Below are 17,764 nucleotides of genomic sequence, written 5' to 3'. Positions count from 1 at the left end.
GCGCGCCGGCTGTCGGGGCCGCGGCTCACTGCTTGAGCATGTTGTCCAACAGCAGGGCGCAGCGGATCACCCCGAGGTGGCTGTATGCCTGTGGGTGGTTGCCCAACCCGCGCTCGGTCAGCGGGTCGTACTGCTCGGGCAGCAGCCCGGTCGGCCCGGCGGTGTCGATCATCTGGGTGAACAACTCCTCCGCGTCGCCCCGGCGGCCCGTACGCAGGTACGCCTCGATCAGCCACGAGGTGCAGATGTGGAAACCGCCCTCCCGACCGGGTAGGCCGTCCTCCCAGTGGTAGCGGTAGACCACCGGTCCGCTGCGCAGATCTGCCTCGATCTTGAGGACGGTGGAGACGAAGCGGGGGTCGTCCCCGGGGAGCAGGCCGGAGAGGCCGATCCAGAGCGAGGAGGCGTCACTGTCCTCGTGCCCGTACGCGACGCTGTACGCCTCGGCCTGCTCGTGCCAGCCGAACTCGAGCACGTTGGCGCCGATCCGGTCGCGTAGCTCCACCCACTCGGGCTGCTCCTCCCCGCCGTGCTTGCGGACCACGTGCAGTGCCCGGTCGACGGTCAGCCAGCACATCACCTTCGAGAAGATGTGGTGTCGGGGCGCCAGCCGTGCCTCCCAGATGCCGTGGTCCGGCTCGTGCCAGCGGCGGCGGACCGCCTCCACCATGTTCTCCAGGACCCGCCACTCGTCGTCCCGGACGGAGCCGCGAGCGTCGGCCACGGCCGCGATCAGGTCGGCGATCGGACCGAAGACGTCGAGTTGGAGCTGGTGGTTGGCGAGGTTGCCGACCCGGACGGGCCGGGAGCCGGCGTAGCCGGGCAGGGTGTCGATGACCGCCTCGGCGCCCAACTCGTAGCCGTCAACTGTGTAGAGCGGGTGTAGCCGTTCGGGGTGCCCGCCGGTCCGGTCCACGACTCCGTCGATCCAGCGCAGCAGCGCCTCGGCCTCCTCGGTGGAGCCGAGGTCGACCAGAGCGCGGGCGGTCAGCGCCGCGTCGCGGAGCCAGCAGTAGCGGTAGTCCCAGTTGCGGACGCCGCCCAACTCCTCGGGGAGGGAGGTGGTCGCGGCGGCCAGGATCGAGCCGCTCGGCTGGTGGCACAGCCCGCGGAGGGTGAGCGCGCTGCGGGCGACCAGGTCCCGGCCGGTGGTCGGCAACCGCAGCGTGGCCACCCAGTCCTTCCAGGGCTGCTCCGCCGCGGCCTGCCGTTCGTGAATCGGCTGCCGGTGGTGTTCCAGGCTGTGGGTGCCGAAGCGCATCTCCAACACGACGGGCCCGCCCGCGGCGGAGAGGTCAACGGTGGCCGTCGCCGTCTCGTACACGCCGTCGCCGACCACCTCCCAGGTGACGCCGGGGGAGTAGAGCGCGACCGGGTGGTTGGAGCCGAGCACCAGCAGCCCGTCGTCGAGCGGTTGGAGCTGGACGGCGACCTGGCCGAACTCGGGCCGGGGGGCGAACTCCAGCTGCGCCCGGCCGCGTCCGGTGAGCACCCGGACCAGGGTCGAGTCGGCACTGACGATCGCCGGCCCGTCCGGTGTGGTCTCGGTGTCCGGGGTGTCCAGCCAGTCGGTCACGGTCAGGCCGGACCATCGGGTCTCGACGGTCATCGTGTTGGAGCGATAGCGCTGGCCGAGCGGGATGCCACCGCGCTCCGGTACGACGCTGAAGTAGCCGGCGGGGCTGCCGCCGACCAGGTCGGCGAAGATCGCGGCGGAGTCGGGCTTGGGGTTGCACAGCCAGGTGACCTTGGCTTCGGGGGTGAGGAGCGCGACCGTCCGGCCGTTGGCCAGCATCGAGTGCCGCTCGATCGGCACCGCCCGCTCGCCGAAGAGCCAGTTCCGGCGGGTTTCCAGCAGTAGGCCGAGGGCGCGGGCGGCCTCGATCGGCTCGGCGACCCGATACTGCGCTCTGGTCTCGCCGGGCCCGATCTTGATGCCGACGTCTGGCCCGTGCAGGTTGCCGAAGGCGTTCTCGTCGGTGACATCATCGCCGATGAACAGCACCGCGCTGGCGGAGAGCTGGGTACGCAGTTGGTCAACGGCGGTGCCTTTGTGGGTGGCGACCACCGACAGCTCGATGACCTCTTTGCCCTGGGTGACGGTGACGTCGTCCCAGGTCGCGGGGCCGTTTCGGACCGCCTCGACGGCTGCGGCGGCGATCTCTGGATCAACCCCGCGGGTGTGTACGGCGACGCTGGCCGGCTTGTGCTCCAGCCGAACTCCGGGGTGGGTGCCGACAATCTCGCGCAGCGCGTCCCGGAGCCGGGTGCGGACGGCGACCAACTCGGGGGAGAGCCGTTCGACGAAGCCGATGTCGAACTCGGAACCGTGGCTGCCGACGAGGTGGACCTCGCTGGGCAGCCGGGACAGGGCGGCCAGATCCCGCAGCGCCCGACCGGAGACGACCGCCACGTTGGTCTGCGGTAGCGAGGCGAGCGCCCGGACCGCAGCCGCCGCCTCCGGCAGCGGTACGGCCCGGGTCGGGTCCTCGACGATCGGGGCGAGGGTGCCGTCGTAGTCGCAGGCGATCAGCATTTGGGGGACGCGGGCGATGCGACCGATCGCGGTGCGCAGTTCCTGCTCCAGGCCGCCACCGACCGGGTTGCCGAGTGTGGTGCCGGTGCTCACGAGGCATCCGGTCCCGGTACGCCGAGTTCGGTGAGGAAGGACTTCGCCCAGTGCCCCACGTCGTGGGTGCGCAGATGACGTTGCATTGTCCGCATGCGGCGACGCGCCTCCGGCTTCTCCACGTGCACGGCCCGCAGCAGGGCCTCCTTGACCGCGTCCGGGTCGTGCGGGTTACACAGGAACGATTGGCGCAGCTCGGTGGCGGCGCCGGCGAATTCACTCAGCACCAGCGCGCCACCCCGGTCGGCGCGCGCTGCTACGTACTCCTTGGCCACCAGATTCATTCCGTCTCGCAGCGGGGTCACCATCATCACGTCGGCGGCGACGTACATCGCGGCCAGTTCGGTGCGACTGTACGACTGGTGCAGATAATGCACCGCCGGTACCCCAACCCGGCCAAATTCGCCATTTATCCGACCAACCTCGCGCTCCACCTTGACGCGAAGTGCCTGGTAGTGCTCCACCCGTTCCCTGCTCGGCGTTGCCACCTGCACCATAACCGCATCCGGAACTGTCAACTTTCCGTCAGAGAGCAGCTCGCGGAAGGCCTTGAGTCGTAACTCGATGCCCTTGGTGTAGTCGAGCCGGTCGACGCCCAGGATGATCGTGCGTGGGTTTCCCAGCTCCGCGCGGATCTCCTCCGCCCGCGCCCGGATCGTCGGATCCACCGCGAGTCGCTCCATCTCCTGGGTGTCGATGGAGATGGGGAACGCGCCCGCCTTCACCCGGCGGCCGTCGACCTGGATCATCTGCCCCTCGTAGCGCAGCCCGAGCAGGTGCCGGGCCAGTCGGACGAAGTTCTGCGCCGCGAGCCGCTGCTGGAAGCCCACCAGGTCGGCGCCGAGTAGCCCGCGGAGGATCTCGGTGCGGAACGGCATCTGCATGAACAGCTCGATCGGCGGGAACGGGATGTGCAGGAAGAAGCCGATCCGTAGGTCGGGGCGGAGCTCGCGGAGCATCGCCGGTACCAGCTGGAGTTGGTAGTCCTGCACCCAGACCGTCGCACCCTCCGCCGCGACATCCGATGCCGCCTCCGCGAAGCGGGCGTTCACCAGCCGGTAGGTCTCCCGCCAGCGGCGCTTGTAAACCGGGGTCTCGACCGCGTCGTGGTACAGCGGCCAGATCATGGCGTTGGACTGCCCCTCGTAGTAGCGCTCCAACTCCTCCATGCTCAACGGCACCGGATGTAGCCGGATGCCCTCCAGGTCGAACGGCTCCGGCGCGGCCCCCTTACCGCCGGCCCAGCCCACCCAGGTGCCGTGGTGCTCGGCGAGGACAGGATGCAGTGCGGTCACGAGCCCACCCGGGCTGCGTCGCCACTGCCGTCCCTCGGGTGTGCTCACCTCGTCGACGGGCAGTCGATTGGCCACTACGACAAAGGAACTGCGGACGGTCACGTTGGGCCACCTCCGGGTGCTGACGAATCCCCCGCGTCGAGCGTACTGAGCGTAGCCGCGGCGTCTGGTGTACCGTGCCGGACTTAGCCCACCAGCTCGCCGGCCCTGAACCCCAAACGTGATCTTGTCGACAATTCTGGGGTTCTGCCGGGGCGGGCAGGTCGGGTCGCCAGCCCGGCGGGGTGATGTGGGCGCAGCCGGGGTGACCTGTCAGGATTGACGGCGGGTCGGCGTGATCGGCCCGCCGACGGGCGACCTCGGCTCCGCATCCGCGGCGGCCCCGCCCGCGTTAGACCACACCCGTTGATCGATGGAGGGTAGCCCGCACCGTGGCCCAGTACATCTACGTCCTGGAAAAGGCGCGCAAGGCGCATGGCGACAAGGTCGTGCTCGACAACGTGACGCTGAGCTTCCTGCCAGGTGCCAAGATCGGTGTGGTCGGCCCGAACGGCGCCGGCAAGTCCAGCCTGCTGAAGATCATGGCGGGGCTGGACCGGCCGAGCAACGGCGAGGCCCGGCTGATGCCCGGCTACACCGTCGGCATGCTGGCTCAGGAGCCACCGCTCAATGACGCGAAGACGGTCCTCGGCAACGTCGAGGAGGCGGTCGCGGAGACCAAGACCAAGCTGGATCGGTTCAACAAGATCGCCGAGCAGATGGCCACCGACTACTCCGACGAGTTGATGGCGGAGATGGGCCGTCTCCAGGAGGAGCTGGACCACGCCGACGCGTGGGACATCGACTCCAAGCTCGAACTGGCCATGGACGCGTTGCGCTGCCCGCCGCCGGACGCCGACGTGACCCAACTTTCCGGTGGTGAGCGGCGCCGGGTGGCGCTCTGCAAGCTGCTGCTGGAGACGCCCGATCTGCTCCTGCTCGACGAGCCCACCAACCACCTCGACGCGGAGAGCGTGCAGTGGCTGGAGCAGCATCTGGCCAAGTACGCCGGCACCGTCATCGCGATCACGCACGACCGCTACTTCCTGGACAACGTGGCCGGCTGGATTCTGGAGTTGGACCGGGGCCGGGCCGTCGGCTACGAGGGCAACTACTCCACCTACCTGGAGAAGAAGGCGGCCCGGCTGGCGGTCGAGGGCCGGCGGGACGCCAAGATGAAGAAGCGGCTCTCCGACGAGTTGGAGTGGGTCCGCTCGAACGCCAAGGCACGCCAGACCAAGTCCAAGGCCCGTCTCGACCGGTACGACGAGATGGCCGCCGAGGCGGACAAGACCCGCAAGCTGGACTTCGAGGAGATCCAGATCCCGCCGGGCCCACGTCTGGGTAGCTCCGTGATCGAGGCGCAGAACCTCACCAAGGGTTTCGGCGACCGGGTGCTGATCGACGACCTGAGCTTCTCGCTGCCGCGCAACGGCATCGTCGGCATCATCGGCCCGAACGGCGTCGGGAAGACGACCCTCTTCAAGACCATCGTCGGGCTGGAGCAGCCGACCGCGGGCAGCGTGAAGGTCGGTGACACCGTCTCCCTGTCGTACGTGGACCAGACCCGGGCGGGACTGGCCGGGGACAAGACGGTCTGGGAGGTCGTCTCCGACGGCTTGGACCACCTGATGGTGGGCAAGGTCGAGATGCCGTCGCGGGCGTACATCGCCGCGTTCGGATTCAAGGGACCGGACCAGCAGAAGCCGACCAAGGTCCTCTCCGGGGGCGAGCGCAACCGGCTCAACCTGGCGTTGACGCTCAAGATCGGCGGAAACGTGATCCTGCTGGACGAGCCGACCAACGACCTGGACGTGGAGACCCTCTCCAGTCTGGAGAACGCGTTGCTGGACTTCCCCGGCTGCGCCGTGGTCATCTCCCACGACCGGATGTTCCTGGACCGGGTCGCCACGCACATCCTGGCCTGGGAGGGGGATGACCAGAACCCGGCGAGCTGGTTCTGGTTCGAGGGCAACTTCGAAGCGTACGAGAAGAACAAGATCGAGCGCCTCGGTGCCGAGGCGGCCCGGCCGCACCGGGTCACCTACCGCAAGCTCACCCGCGACTGACTCATGGCTGACCGGTTTCTCTACCACTGCACGCTCCGCTGGTCCGACCTGGACGCGTACGGGCACATCAACAACTCACGCTTCCTCACCCTCTACGAGGAGGCGCGGGTGGCCCTGATGTTCGCCGGGGGGCGGGCCTGGGGCGTCGGCTCGTTCGCCGACGGTGTGGTGATTCGGCGGCACGAGGTGGACTACCTGCGGCCGGTCGACTACGCGCTCGGCCGGGCCACCGCGGAGTCGGCGCCGACGGTCCGGATCGAGCTCTGGGTGTCGGAGATCCGGGTTGCCTCCGTTACCGTCGACTACGAGATGTACGACGGTGACGTGCTGGTCAGCCGGGCCCGGTCGGTGCTGGTGCCGTTTGATCTGAGCCGGCAGCTGCCGCGCCGCCTCTCCGCCGAGGAGCGGACCTTCCTGCGCACCTACCTCATCCAGGAGGGATCGGCGTGACTGACCCGGGCACCGTGGGACGGGGCGGATATCCGCCCACGATGCCCGGCGGGACGGGCCACGGGCTGGCCGGTGTCGCTGACGCGGGCGCGTTCCTGGCCCGGCTGGTCCGGCTGGACCGGGGGGCGTTGGTGCGGTTGCGGCCTGCCAGCGGGCCGGAGCGGACCGCCCTGTGGGCGCGGTTGCCGTGGGGGGTGCTGGTGGTCCACACGGTGGCCGGCGGTGGCCCCGGTGACGCCACCGTTTCCGCCAGCGAGCTGTTGGCGGAGCTGACTGCGGGCGGCTCGGCACTGCCCGTCCGGCGGGACGCGCAGTGGCGCTGGCCGCTGCCGCCGCCCGCCAGCCGGCGGGTGGAGACGCTCCCCGCGGCCGAGCTGCGGCGGGTGGCCGAGGCTGCGGCGGCGGCCCTCCGGGATGCCGCCGCTGGGCGTGGAGTGGAGGGTAGGGCGCTCGGGGAGCGGGCGCTGCGCGATGCGCTCCTGGATCATGTGCCGGTGGTCGTCACCCCGGACGACGCTCCCACCACGCCGGTCGAGGTGCCCCAGCGGTTGGTTCAGGGCTTGGTGCGGATGGGCTTTCTCAGCGCACCGGAGGCGCCCGGTGGGGTGGTGCAGGTGCGGGCGGCCGGTCAATGGGTCGGCCTGGTTGGCCCGTACGGGGCAGTATGGTTGCAGCGGGGGACAGATCTGACTGTTCGGACGATCCTTGGTCAGCAGTCTGGATGACCCCCATCATCCTTTTGTCCTAGGGGTTTCATTAGGGGGGTGCTTCTTCCCGGCCGTCCGGGTACCGTCCATCCTCGGATCCAACGCAGCGTTAAGGGCTGGATCCGCTGGGGAGCGAGGTGGGAGAGCGATGCCGTGGTGGTCGTGGCGCCCCGGTCCCGCTGACGGCGATGAGCCGGAGAGCCGGAGCAGGGCCACAGTGGAGGACGCGGTCCGGGTCAGCCCGCCGGCCCCCCGACAACCGGGTGACAGTTGTACCGGGGCCGATCGTTCTCCGGCCGTGGACACCTCCGCCACGGTCGCACCGGTCACGCTCGGCCGGATCAGCGCCGCGCTCGACCAGCTCGACGTCCGCTACCTGGCCGACGGCGACGGAAACCTGCTGGCGATGTGGGAGCGGCACGCGGTCCTGGTCGCGCTCGAGGGCCCGGAAGACGAGATCCTGGTGCTGCGCGTTCGGCCGCATGCGACCGTCCCGCCGGATTGGGAGGATCGGGCCTACCGGGTGGTCAACGAGTGGAACCACACCCGTCGCTTCTGTAAGGCGTACATCGGAGATCCGTCCGAACGTGGCCAGCTTCCGATCTATGCCGAGCTGCAGGTGCCGTTCGCCGCTGGCGTGCACGACGCGCTCCTGGTTGAAATGATCGACTGTGGGGCGGCGGTAGCCACCAGCTTCGTCGACTGGCTGCACGACGAAGGTGCCCTGCTCTGACCCGCTCCGCCCTGCTCGGACCCGCTCCGCCCTGCTCGGACCGCCCGGGTCTGCTGGGTCACGCCGATGCGGCCGGGTCCTCCAGGGCGTTCACCATGAAATACGCAGCCCGCTCCAGGTAGTCCCAGAGCGCGGTGGCGAGCTCCGGTGGCAGGTCCAGTCGATCCACGGCCTGCCGCATGTGCCGTAGCCAGGCGTCCCGTTCCGCCGCCCCGATCCGGAACGGTGCGTGCCGCATCCGCAGTCGCGGGTGTCCCCGCTGGGCGGAGTAGGTGTTCGGCCCGCCCCAGTACTGCATCAGGAACAGGGTGAGCCGCTCCGCGGCGGGCCCCAGATCCTCCTCTGGATACATCGGCCGCAGCAGCGGGTCGTCGGCGACGCCCGCATAGAACTCATCCACCAACTTACGGAAGGTGGGCTCGCCGCCAACCGCAGCGAAGAAACTCGTTGCGGAGGCGGGGTTGCCGGATTCACCTGCGGGATGCACGGCTCCATCCTGCCAGGTTTCGGTGGCCGTCCGCCGCCGGCCGGACGTGGGCCGGGTCACGTACCGGCCTGCCTCCGACCCGGCGCGGACACTGTGTTGCGATGCCGTTCCTGGGCGTCCTGCTGGCCTTCGCCCGGGCTGTCGACCAGCTGGTCCCCGGGGCGGTCGACAGCCGAAGATCCTGCCCGGGGGGCGGGCGGTGCCGGCGCCGGATCGGGTACGGCAGCTCCCGAAGCCGCCTCGACCGCGGCGTCAACCCTCGCCTGACTCGGCCACGACAGCGCCGCGACGGTCATCAGTAGTACCCCGGCGCTACTCCAGAGGCCGACCACGAGCGGTATGGAGAACCGTTCGGCGAGCAGCCCGGTTACCAGAACCGCCAGGCCCTGGATCACCTGTGTGCCGGAGGCCATGACACCGAAGGCGCGAGCTCGGTAGCCGTCCGGTAGCGCCTGGACGAACAGGCCGTTGGCCGTTGGCAGCAGCCCGGCGACGGCGAATCCGCACCCGGCGGCCAGCAGCGCCACCACCAGTGGTGACGGGTCGAGCAGGGTGGGAACCAGAAGCAGCGGAGCGAGCACTGCCAGCGGACGCATCAGGGCGATCCGTCGGGCCGGTGCGACCAGGCGGCCGATGACCAGGCCGCCGAGGATGTACCCGGCCGGGACGGCGGCCATGATGATGGCCTGGGCGAGGCCTTTGTCCATGTCGTCGGCGTGCTGGCCGGCCCACGCCGCCGCCAGCCCTTCCGGGACGATGGAGAAGAGCATGGCGCTGAACACGAGGATCGCGATGGCACGTAGCACGGGTTGGCCGAAGACGATGCGGAATCCCTCGCCGGTCTCCCGCAGTAGGTTGCTGCGGTGCGCAGCCTGCATCTCCGTTGGTCGGGCGACCACCCCGCGACGGATCAGCGTGGCGGAAACGGCGTAGGTCGCCGAGGTGATCAGCAGGGCGAGGGTGGGGCTGGTCGCCGCGATCGCCGCGCCAGCCAGATAGCCAACCACCTGCGCGGCCTGGCCGACGCTGGCGTTGATCGAGACTCCGACCACGAGGCGGTCACCGGCCAGGATCCGTGGCAGCAGTGCCGACCGGGCGGCCTGACTCGGCGGGTTGGCGAGGGTGGCGGTGAAGAGGAGCGCCAAGACCAGCGGAGTCGGCATCCCGGGCACCGCGATGACCAGCAGCAGCACCATCCGGATCAGGTCGCAGGTGACCATCACGGTTCGGTGCGGATGCCGCTCGGCGACGGCCGCGAGCAGTGGACCGCCGACCAGCCAGGGCAGGTAGCTGATGGCGAACGCCGCCGCGGAGAGGGCTACTGACTCGGTCTCCCGGTAGACCAGGAGGGCCACCGCAGCCTTCGCGAGATAGTCACCAACCCAGGAGAGGACTCCGGCCGTCAGAACAAATCGGTACTCGCGCTGGGCGAACACCTCCCTGAATGTGGCCGGACGGGTTGGAGAAGGTCGGCCGTTGGGCACATCGCCTCCATCGTTCCCGGACCAGGCACTCCTTTTGTGCCGAGCCGGGAAGCATCGTCCGATTCGCCGATCAGCGAGGGGAATTTCCTCCGCTGCCGGGGAGCTGTATCGGATTCTGCCGGATTCGCCGGCAACCAGCCACGGCGAAATGGTTGATCGTCGGATCGCCGACGGAACGAAAAGAGGATAGGCGAAGCGGTGGTCGACCGAACGTGCCGCTTTGGTCACGGCGTGCCACTGGTGCCGCCCATCCGGGATGCTTGCACCGGCAGGCCCGGGAACCGGGCCGCGGCGATCTTATCGGTAAAGCCGGAGTTCTCCAGTGCACCCGCCAGCCGGCGACGTAGCTCCCGTCCGACGGCGAACTGACCGTCCGCCGTCGTCTTCACCACGGTGCGGATCACCGCGCCGTCCATCGTCATCTGCTCGACACCCAGCACCTCAGGCGGTTCGATGACCTCCGCGGCCAGGTCCGGGTCCACCGCGACCGATGCGGCTGCGTCCCGTAGCACAGCTGTCGCCTCCTCGGTGCTGGCGAAGCCGATCGGTAGGTCCACCACGACCAGCGCCCAGCCCTGACTCTTGTTGCCGACCCGGATGATTTCTCCGTTGCGGATGTACCAGAGGACTCCGCGCGCGTCGCGTACCGTCGTCACCCGCAGGCCGACCGACTCCACAAAGCCGGTCGCCTCACCGAAGTCGACCGTGTCCCCGACGCCGTACTGGTCCTCGATCAGCATGAACAGCCCGGCGATCAGGTCCTTCACCAGACTCTGCGCGCCGAAACCCAGGGCCACCCCGACGATGCCGGCGCTGGCGAGCAGTGGCGCCAGGTCGAAGCTGAATTCCTTGAGCACCATCAGCAACGCGATGCCGAAGATAAATGCCGTGGAGAGGCTGAGTAGCACCGAGCCGATGGCCTCGGTGCGCTGTCGGCGTCGCTCTGGTACGAACTCACCCGGCTGGGTGACCGGGGTGGGGATCCGCTCTCGCAACGGTCGCAGCATCGTGGGCGTGCCCGCGCTGCTGGTGCTGCGGACGAGTCGTCTGATGGCTCGGCGGATCAGCCATCGGGACATCAGGGCCAGCACCAGAATCAGTGCGATCCGGAGGGGCTTGATCAAGATCCAGTAGCTGCCCTCGGCGAACCACGCGGCGCCGGTCAGGTCGTGCAGGGCGGCGCAGAGCGGCTCCTGAAGACATTTCGCGTTGGGCTCGTCGGTGGTGAGGGAGCCGGCGATCGCGGCCGAAACAATGGAGGCATCCACCCTGCCTTCGTACCGCAGCCGGCTCCGGTCGCCGCGTGCGGCCCGCCGGCGACCGCAAACGGCCTTGGCGCGCAGTGTCGGTGCGGTGATTGCGCACCGCTGCCGGTGGTCCCGGGCCAGGTCGTCGCCAGAAAGCCTCCCGCGGGGTACCCCGGATTAACGCGTGCAATCCCGAGCCTTATCAGGGACGATTGGCGCACGGACGGCGATGATTTGGCTCGACGTCCGGCCGGTGGGTCGCTGCGCCCGCTTCCGTCCGGTGGCACTAGCGAGGGGCGCTGAACCGGAGGGGTGAGCGCGATGCCTGACATACGACCCACAGTGGGCTCGGGCGCGCTGGTCCTCAACGCCACCTACGAGCCCCTGTGCGTCGTATCGGTCCGACGTGCGGCCATCCTGGTGCTCACCGCTAAGGCTGTCTGCGTCACCGATGGTGATGGTGTCCTGCACAGTGCCCGCAACTCGCTGCCGGTCCCCTCGGTCGTGCGGCTCACCCGCTTCGTCCGGGTGCCTTTTCGGGCTCACGTCGGGCTGTCCCGGCGGGCGATCTTCGCGCGGGACGGGTGGCGGTGCGCCTACTGCCGGGGCCCGGCGGAGACCATCGATCACGTCCTCCCGCGGAGCCGGGGTGGTCGGCACTCCTGGGAGAACGTGGTGGCGGCGTGCGGCCGGTGCAACCACACCAAGGGCGACAAGACGCCGGCCGAACTGGGCTGGCGGCTCCCCGCCACGCCGATGGCGCCGAAAGGCATCGCGTGGCGGGTCCTCGGGCACCGACCCCCCGACCCGCGTTGGGTCGATTGGCTCGACCTGCGCGAGCCCGAAGCGGCCTGAGCCACGCGTGAGCCCGGAGCCGCCTGAGGCACCGCGTGAGCCCGGAGCCGCCAGAGTGGCCGCGCCGGCGGCTCAGCCGCTCCGCGCCTCGACCAGGGAGGCGAAGACCACCACATTGTCGGCGTAGCCGGTCTGGCCACCAACCCATTGTCCGCCGCAGGTCACCAGCCGTAGGTTTGGTCGGTCGAAGTCCCCGAACACCTGGTCGGTCGGGAATCGTTCCTTGGCGAACCGCTCCACCGAGTTGACCTCGAAGACCGCGACCTGCCCATCGGTCCGGTCCACCTCGACCCGGTCTCCCGCACGGAGGTTACGCAGCCCCTGGAAGACCGCCGGCCCGGTGTCGGTGTCCACGTGCCCGACGAGGACCGCCGGACCGTACTGCCCGGGCGTGGGACCCTGGTCGTACCAGCCCGCCTCCTGGGCGCGAGCCGCGTCCGGCGCCGCGATGGTGCCGTCCGGTGCCAGCCCCACGCTGTGCACCGGGGCGGTGACGTCGATGGCATCGATCTCGACCGCGACCGGATCGCTCGCTGGTAGCACCGGGAACTTCTTCGGCGGCGGTCGCAGGCCGGCGGTGAACCGCTCCGGGAGGACGCTGATGCCGGTCACCTGTTCCACCCCGAGCATGGCGATGATCAACATCATCAGGGCCCCGATAGCCAGTACGGGTATCCCGGGGCTGCGGGAGAACCCCAGCTGCCGCCGGGCCCGTACCCACCGCTGGCGCGGACGTGGGGGCAGTGGCTCGGTGGCCGGGTCGGTGGTGACGACGCTCGCCGCGGACGCCTGCCCGGCGGCCCGGCGTAGCCGGCGGGCGGTCCCGGCGGCCAGCCGGCCGGCGGCCGACACCGCCCGCCGGCTGCCCGCGCGGACCCTGCCACTGCCCGCCGCGCGGGCAGCATCCGCCGCCTGCTGTCGCCTCCGTCTGTCTGCTCGGGCCATGATGGGTCGGGTCAGGCGCCGTTCCCGGTGCGGCGGTTGCCGAAGAAGCCGAAGCCGATGGCCAGCGCCACCGCCACCACGCCCCCGGCCAGAAGGTAGGAGCCGGTGTTACCGACGGCGGTGCCACCGCTACCGGTCGCCGGGCCCTTCGTCGGCTGGGACATGTTGAGCACTGTCAGTGTCGTGCTGGCGGTCTTGTTGTTTTCGCAGCGCAGGTCAACCCGGTAGTCGCCGGCCTCCTTGCTGCTCGGGATGGTGGCGTGGCCGGTGAGGAAACCGTTGTCGGGCCGGAGGAAGACCTGGCCATCGAAGGCACCTGAGTGCACCGTCGCCTGACGGTTGTTGTCCCGGTCGCAGCTGGCCCGGAGATCGACGCGGGTGCCCGCCTGTGCCGGATTCGGCGTGACCTCGATGAAGGTGTGCTCGCCGGCGCTGGCAGGTGCGCCCCCGAACAGGACGAACGCTGCCACCAGAGCCAGCATGGCGAGTACGCGACGACCCCGCATGATTCCCCCTCCCGGTGCCGACCACCGGACCCTCCCCGGGTACCGCGGCCTGCTTTCCCGCTGGTTTCCGGGCAAACCCTCGTGGACGCTCGGCGGCCTTCCCGGTCAACCCGAGCGGGCACTCAGCGGCGGCGGCGGGACGGGGCCGGTTCGCTGTCCGTGGAGCCAGCTGGTGTGACCGGACGCCAGCCGAGCGGCGTGGAGAGCACCATCGTGCTGGACGGTTGGCCGTACGGAGCGAGTCGATCAATCACCGCCTCGAACTCCTCGATCGAGCCGGCGGTGACGGTCAGCATGCTGCACGCGTCGCCGGTGATCCGATGGATCTGCATGACCTCCGGCCAGCCCGTGATCTCCGGGATGTTGAGGATGCAGCGGGCCCCGTAGCAGGACATGCGGATCAGCGCGACCACCGTTCGCCCGGCTCGGGCCGGGTCCACGTGTGCGTGGTAGCCGGTGATGACGCCGGATTCCTCCAGCCGACGTACCCGCTCGGCTACCGCCGGTGGGGAGAGGTGCACCCGTCGGGATAGCTCGCTGTACGACAGCCGGGCGTCGGCCTGCAGTTCACGCAGCAGGGCCCAGTCCATCTCGTCCACACTGGGGAATCTTACGTTCTCCAACCAGATCTGGGGTATTGCCTTCGGTTTGGTAGGTGAACGGCCGGGACAGCCGTTGTCTCGGCATTCCACTGGTGCCGTCTGCCGCGACATCATGACCGCTACCGCAGTACGGCCGGCTCGAGCGGAGGGAGCGGACTGGTGGAACGAACAGAGGTACGGGCGGCCACCCCGACGGAGGTACGGCCGGTAACTCCGCGGCAACGCGCTAAGCGAGCGGCCCACAACGGCGGTGAGCCGACCCTGGAGTTCACCGGGCGGATTCCGTACGACGCCTATGTGCAGGCCAGTACCCTGCACCGGCTGCAGACTCCGCTGAGTAGCGACCCGGGCGAGATGTCCTTCCTCGTGACCAGCCAGATCATGGAGCTGTACTTCAATCTGACCTGTCACGAACTGCGCGAGGCACAGCGGCTGCTGCGGGCGGACCGGATTCCGGACACCCAGGCGCCGCTGCGTCGTGCCGCCCTACACCTGGAAGGGCTGAACGCCGCCTGGCGGAGCCTGCGTTGGATGACTCCCGCCGACTTCAACCGGTTCCGTAATCTCCTCGGCGAGGGCTCCGGTTTCCAGTCGGCGATGTACCGCCACGTCGAGCTCCTGCTCGGCTTGCGCGATCCGGCCCTGATCCGCCCGTTCCGTCGGCAGGCCGAGGTGCATGCCGAACTGACCGCTGCCCTGAACGCCCCCAGCCTCTGGGACGACGTGCTCGCGCTGCTCGCCCGGCACGGTCACGACCTTCCTCCGGTGCTCCTCGGTCGGGACGTCGCCGCGGAGCACCAGCCGCATCCGGCGGTGGAGGCGGCCTGGGTGCGGATCTACGCCGGTCGCCCCGACGACCAGTTTCGGCTGCTCGGCGAGGCGCTGACCGAGGTGGCCGAGGGGTTCGGCGACTGGCGCTGGAATCACGTCAAGGCGGTGCAGCGGACGATGGGCGCCAAGGTCGGCAGCGGTGGCTCCGCCGGCCTGGCCTGGCTGCAGCGGAGCATGGCCCGGGTGGTCTTCCCGGAGCTGTGGTCAGCCCGGACCGAGATGTGAGCGGGAGCGGAGCAAACCGTATGCACAAGGAAGAGCTGAACCAGGAGGAGAAGGCGGCGAACCGGCTGGACACCGCTGATCCTGGCCACCGGCACCTGTTCCACGTACCCCCCGCCGACGGCGGCCGCTTCCAGCAGGCGGCCTACCTGGCCGGGAACTCGCTGGGCCTGCAACCCCGGGCAACCAGGGACGAGTTGCTCGCCGATCTGGAGGCGTGGCGCCGGCTCGGGGTGGAGGGACACCTGGCGGCCGATCGACCGTGGCTGCCCTACCACGAGTTGCTGACCGGGCCGGCCGCCCGGCTGGTCGGCGCCCGGCCGGCGGAGGTGGTGGTGATGAACTCCCTCACCGTCAACCTGCACCTGCTGATGGTGAGCTTCTACCGGCCGACCGGTACCCGCACCAGGATCGTCATCGAGGACAGCGCCTTTCCCTCGGACAGCTATGCCGTCCGGAGCCAGGCCCGGTTCCACGGCCTTGACCCGGATACCACGGTGCTGCGCCTGGCTCCCCGTACCGGCGAGGACACCCTGCGTACGGCCGACGTGCTTGACCTGCTCGCGGCGGAGGGGGACACGATCGCGTTGCTGCTGCTCGGCGGCGTCAACTATCTGACCGGCGAGCTGATGGAGATCCCGGAGATCACCGCAGCCGGTCGGGCGGCCGGTGCGGTGGTCGGATGGGATCTGGCGCACGCCGCGGGAAACGTGCCACTGGCCCTACACGAATGGGATGTCGACTTCGCGGCCTGGTGCTCCTACAAGTACCTGAACTCCGGGCCGGGCGGGCTCTCCGGGGTGTTCGTCCACGAGCGCCACCTCGCCGATCCGACGCTGCCCCGGTTCGAGGGCTGGTGGAGTACCGAGGCGGCTACCCGGTTCGAGATGTCGCCGGTGGCCCGACCACCGGCGACGGCGGAGGCCTGGCAGGTCTCCAACCCGCCGATCTTCGCGATGGGGCCGGTACGCACGTCGTTGGAGCTCTTCGACTCGGTCGGCATGACGGCGTTGCGGGAGCGCAGTGTCCGGCTCACCGGCTACCTGGAGTGGTTGCTGGACCAGGTCACCCCGGGGCGGCCCCTGGCAGTGGTCACTCCGCGCGACCCGGCCCGCCGGGGCGCGCAACTGTCAGTGCGGATCGGCACCGGGAGCGCCGCGGATCTGGCGAAGCGGCTGCGGTTGGAGCACGGGGTTGTCGCAGATGCGCGGGAGCCAGATGTTGTCCGGTTCGCACCGGTGCCGCTTTACTCGACGTACCACGATTGCTGGCGGGTGGCCGACGCGTTGGCCGCCACGGTGGAGGTGCATTGATGAGTACAGAGCGCGCTGAGGTCGCCGTCGTCGGTGCCGGACTCTCCGGCTGCCTGCTCGCCGCCTTCCTGGCCCGGCGGGGCTATCCGGTCGCCCTCTACGAACGCCGCCCCGACCCCCGGGCCGGTCGGGTGGAGCGGGGTCGCTCCATCAACCTGGCGCTCTCCGAACGAGGGCTGGACGCGCTGCGCCGGATCGGCCTGGACACCCGGGTGCTGGCCGACGCGTTGCCGATGCGGGGCCGGATGATTCACCCGGTGGCCGGCGAGCAGCAGTTTCAGGGCTACAGCGCGGCCGGGGACCGGGCGATCAACTCGATCAGTCGGGGGGCGCTGAACAACGCCCTGCTCTCCGCGGCCGCCGCGTTGCCGGGCGTGCGGGTCGCCTTCGACCACCGGTTGGTGGATCTTGACCCGGCAACCGGAGAGATGACTTTCGAAACCCCGCCGGGGAAGGTCGTTGATATCGCGTCGGTGGTCCTGGGCGCGGATGGCGCCGGTTCGGCGGTCCGCGGCCAGCTACTCGGCCACGGCCTGCTGCGGGAGAGTCTGGACTTTCTCGACTACGGCTACAAGGAGCTGACCATTCCGCCGGTGGGCGGAGCCTTCGCGCTCGACCCGGAGGCGCTGCACATCTGGCCGCGGGGCACCTCGATGATGATCGCGTTGCCGAACCCGGACCGCTCCTTCACCTGTACGCTCTTCTGGCCCACCCACGGCACCGCGAGCTTTGCCGCACTGGGCAGCCCGGCGGCGATCGAGCAACACTTCGCGCAGCACTACCCGGACCTGCTTCCCCTCGCCCCGAACCTGGTTGACGACTATCTACACAATCCGGTCGGGGTCCTCGGCACCGTCCGCTGTGACCCCTGGCAGGCGAATGGGAGAGTCGGGTTGCTCGGCGACGCGGCGCACGCCATCGTGCCGTTCTACGGTCAGGGCGCCAACTGTGCCTTCGAGGACGTGGTGGAGCTGGACCGCTGCCTCGACGAGTGTGCCGACGACTGGTCCGCGGCGCTACCGCTGTTCCAACGCCGCCGGCAGGACAACGCCGAGGCGATCGCCCAGATGGCACTGACCAACTTCGTCGAGATGCGCGACCGGGTCGCCTCGCCGCTGTTCCAGCTCAGCCGACGGGTGGAGCAGACGCTGGAGCGGGCGCTACCCGGCCGGTACGTGTCCCGGTACGAGTTGGTCTCCTTCTCGACCACCCCGTACGCGCAGGTGCGCCGTCGAGTCCGTCGCCAGCACCAACTGCTGGGGGTCGCGGTCGGTGGCGCAGCGGCCCTGCTGGCCGGCGTGGTCGGGGCGGCGCTCCGCCGAGGGAGGCGCGGATGACCCGGTGGGATGC

At 69.8% G+C, this 17,764-nt stretch carries 16 protein-coding genes; 8 read left to right on the top strand and 8 right to left on the bottom strand.

From position 1 onward, the window contains the following. Window positions 1-25 precede the first annotated feature (25 nt). Together otsB and T398_RS15635 are read right to left on the bottom strand one after the other, a co-directional pair. Complete coding sequence (gene otsB, locus T398_RS15640) at window positions 26-2,629, bottom strand: trehalose-phosphatase (protein WP_496447727.1); 2,604 nt, start codon at window positions 2,627-2,629, stop codon at window positions 26-28. Continuing rightward, a complete protein-coding gene (locus T398_RS15635) occupies window positions 2,626-4,026 on the bottom strand; it encodes an alpha,alpha-trehalose-phosphate synthase (UDP-forming) (protein ID WP_496447726.1) in 1,401 nt (466 codons plus the stop codon). Before T398_RS15635 ends, otsB begins: the two co-directional genes overlap by 4 nt. A 329-nt stretch (window positions 4,027-4,355) precedes the next feature. Between T398_RS15635 and ettA the strand changes: the two genes are divergently transcribed. The 4 genes from ettA (at window position 4,356) to T398_RS15615 (ending at window position 7,922) form a co-directional block, all read left to right on the top strand. After that, window positions 4,356-6,032, top strand: a complete 1,677-nt coding sequence (ettA, locus tag T398_RS15630; RefSeq protein WP_496447724.1) for an energy-dependent translational throttle protein EttA — start codon at window positions 4,356-4,358, stop codon at window positions 6,030-6,032. Between the two features lie 3 nt (window positions 6,033-6,035). Further along, window positions 6,036-6,482, top strand: coding sequence for an acyl-CoA thioesterase (locus T398_RS15625; RefSeq protein ID WP_496447722.1), 447 nt, complete (start codon window positions 6,036-6,038; stop codon window positions 6,480-6,482). Continuing rightward, window positions 6,479-7,207 (top strand): DUF8185 domain-containing protein, encoded by a 729-nt coding sequence (locus T398_RS15620; protein WP_496447721.1) that lies wholly within the window; start codon window positions 6,479-6,481, stop codon window positions 7,205-7,207. Before T398_RS15625 ends, T398_RS15620 begins: the two co-directional genes overlap by 4 nt. Window positions 7,208-7,337: 130 nt before the next feature. After that, a complete protein-coding gene (locus T398_RS15615; protein WP_496447719.1) occupies window positions 7,338-7,922 on the top strand; it encodes a type III secretion system chaperone family protein in 585 nt (194 codons plus the stop codon). Between the two features lie 58 nt (window positions 7,923-7,980). Here T398_RS15615 and T398_RS15610 read toward each other — a convergent pair whose 3' ends face one another. The 3 genes from T398_RS15610 to T398_RS15600 form a co-directional block, all read right to left on the bottom strand. Next, on the bottom strand, window positions 7,981-8,469 hold the full coding sequence (locus tag T398_RS15610) for a globin (protein WP_496447718.1): 489 nt from the start codon (window positions 8,467-8,469) through the stop codon (window positions 7,981-7,983). Continuing rightward, window positions 8,466-9,845, bottom strand: coding sequence for an MFS transporter (locus T398_RS15605; RefSeq protein WP_496447716.1), 1,380 nt, complete (start codon window positions 9,843-9,845; stop codon window positions 8,466-8,468). The genes T398_RS15610 and T398_RS15605 overlap by 4 nt, the downstream gene beginning before the upstream one ends. A gap of 272 nt (window positions 9,846-10,117) precedes the next feature. Further along, window positions 10,118-11,161, bottom strand: coding sequence for a mechanosensitive ion channel family protein (locus T398_RS15600; RefSeq protein WP_496447714.1), 1,044 nt, complete (start codon window positions 11,159-11,161; stop codon window positions 10,118-10,120). A 300-nt stretch (window positions 11,162-11,461) separates the two neighbouring features. Here T398_RS15600 and T398_RS15595 point away from each other — a divergent pair, with 300 nt between their 5' ends. Then, window positions 11,462-11,995 carry an HNH endonuclease gene (locus T398_RS15595; protein ID WP_496447713.1) on the top strand — a complete coding sequence of 178 codons (534 nt, stop codon included), beginning with the start codon at window positions 11,462-11,464 and terminating at the stop codon, window positions 11,993-11,995. Window positions 11,996-12,067: 72 nt separating this feature from the next. On the opposite strand, the gene T398_RS15590 is transcribed toward T398_RS15595, so the two are convergent. From T398_RS15590 to T398_RS15580, 3 genes are all read right to left on the bottom strand, one after another. After that, a complete protein-coding gene (locus tag T398_RS15590; RefSeq protein WP_496447711.1) occupies window positions 12,068-12,940 on the bottom strand; it encodes a class F sortase in 873 nt (290 codons plus the stop codon). Window positions 12,941-12,951: 11 nt separating this feature from the next. Continuing rightward, window positions 12,952-13,422 (bottom strand): hypothetical protein, encoded by a 471-nt coding sequence (locus tag T398_RS15585; protein ID WP_496447832.1) that lies wholly within the window; start codon window positions 13,420-13,422, stop codon window positions 12,952-12,954. A gap of 146 nt (window positions 13,423-13,568) precedes the next feature. Beyond that, the gene (locus tag T398_RS15580) at window positions 13,569-14,045 is read right to left on the bottom strand and encodes an Lrp/AsnC family transcriptional regulator (protein WP_496447709.1); all 477 of its coding nucleotides are present in this window, start codon (window positions 14,043-14,045) and stop codon (window positions 13,569-13,571) included. Between the two features lie 162 nt (window positions 14,046-14,207). Here T398_RS15580 and T398_RS15575 point away from each other — a divergent pair, with 162 nt between their 5' ends. From T398_RS15575 to T398_RS15565, 3 genes are read left to right on the top strand one after another with little or no spacing between them, the layout of a single operon-like run. After that, window positions 14,208-15,104, top strand: a complete 897-nt coding sequence (locus T398_RS15575) for a tryptophan 2,3-dioxygenase (protein ID WP_496447707.1) — start codon at window positions 14,208-14,210, stop codon at window positions 15,102-15,104. A 20-nt stretch (window positions 15,105-15,124) separates the two neighbouring features. Then, a complete protein-coding gene (gene kynU / locus T398_RS15570; protein ID WP_496447705.1) occupies window positions 15,125-16,414 on the top strand; it encodes a kynureninase in 1,290 nt (429 codons plus the stop codon). After that, window positions 16,414-17,751, top strand: coding sequence for an FAD-dependent oxidoreductase (locus T398_RS15565; protein WP_496447703.1), 1,338 nt, complete (start codon window positions 16,414-16,416; stop codon window positions 17,749-17,751). The genes kynU and T398_RS15565 overlap by 1 nt, the downstream gene beginning before the upstream one ends. The last annotated feature ends 13 nt before the right edge of the window (window positions 17,752-17,764 follow it).

This window comes from Salinispora goodfellowii, assembly GCF_059570675.1.
Note: the sequence above shows the minus strand (reverse complement) of the source record. Positions and strands in the feature narration are given on the sequence as shown.

Bases quoted from the DNA above. Each gene is read 5' to 3' on its own strand.
- T398_RS15595 (WP_496447713.1), top strand. From the start codon at position 11,462: ATGCCTGACATACGACCCACAGTGGGCTCGGGCGCGCTGGTCCTCAAC.
- T398_RS15565 (WP_496447703.1), top strand. From the start codon at position 16,414: ATGAGTACAGAGCGCGCTGAGGTCGCCGTCGTCGGTGCCGGACTCTCC.
- T398_RS15585 (WP_496447832.1), bottom strand. From the start codon at position 13,422: ATGCTGGCTCTGGTGGCAGCGTTCGTCCTGTTCGGGGGCGCACCTGCC.
- T398_RS15625 (WP_496447722.1), top strand. From the start codon at position 6,036: ATGGCTGACCGGTTTCTCTACCACTGCACGCTCCGCTGGTCCGACCTG.
- T398_RS15615 (WP_496447719.1), top strand. From the start codon at position 7,338: ATGCCGTGGTGGTCGTGGCGCCCCGGTCCCGCTGACGGCGATGAGCCG.
- kynU (WP_496447705.1), top strand. From the start codon at position 15,125: ATGCACAAGGAAGAGCTGAACCAGGAGGAGAAGGCGGCGAACCGGCTG.
- T398_RS15590 (WP_496447711.1), bottom strand. From the start codon at position 12,940: ATGGCCCGAGCAGACAGACGGAGGCGACAGCAGGCGGCGGATGCTGCC.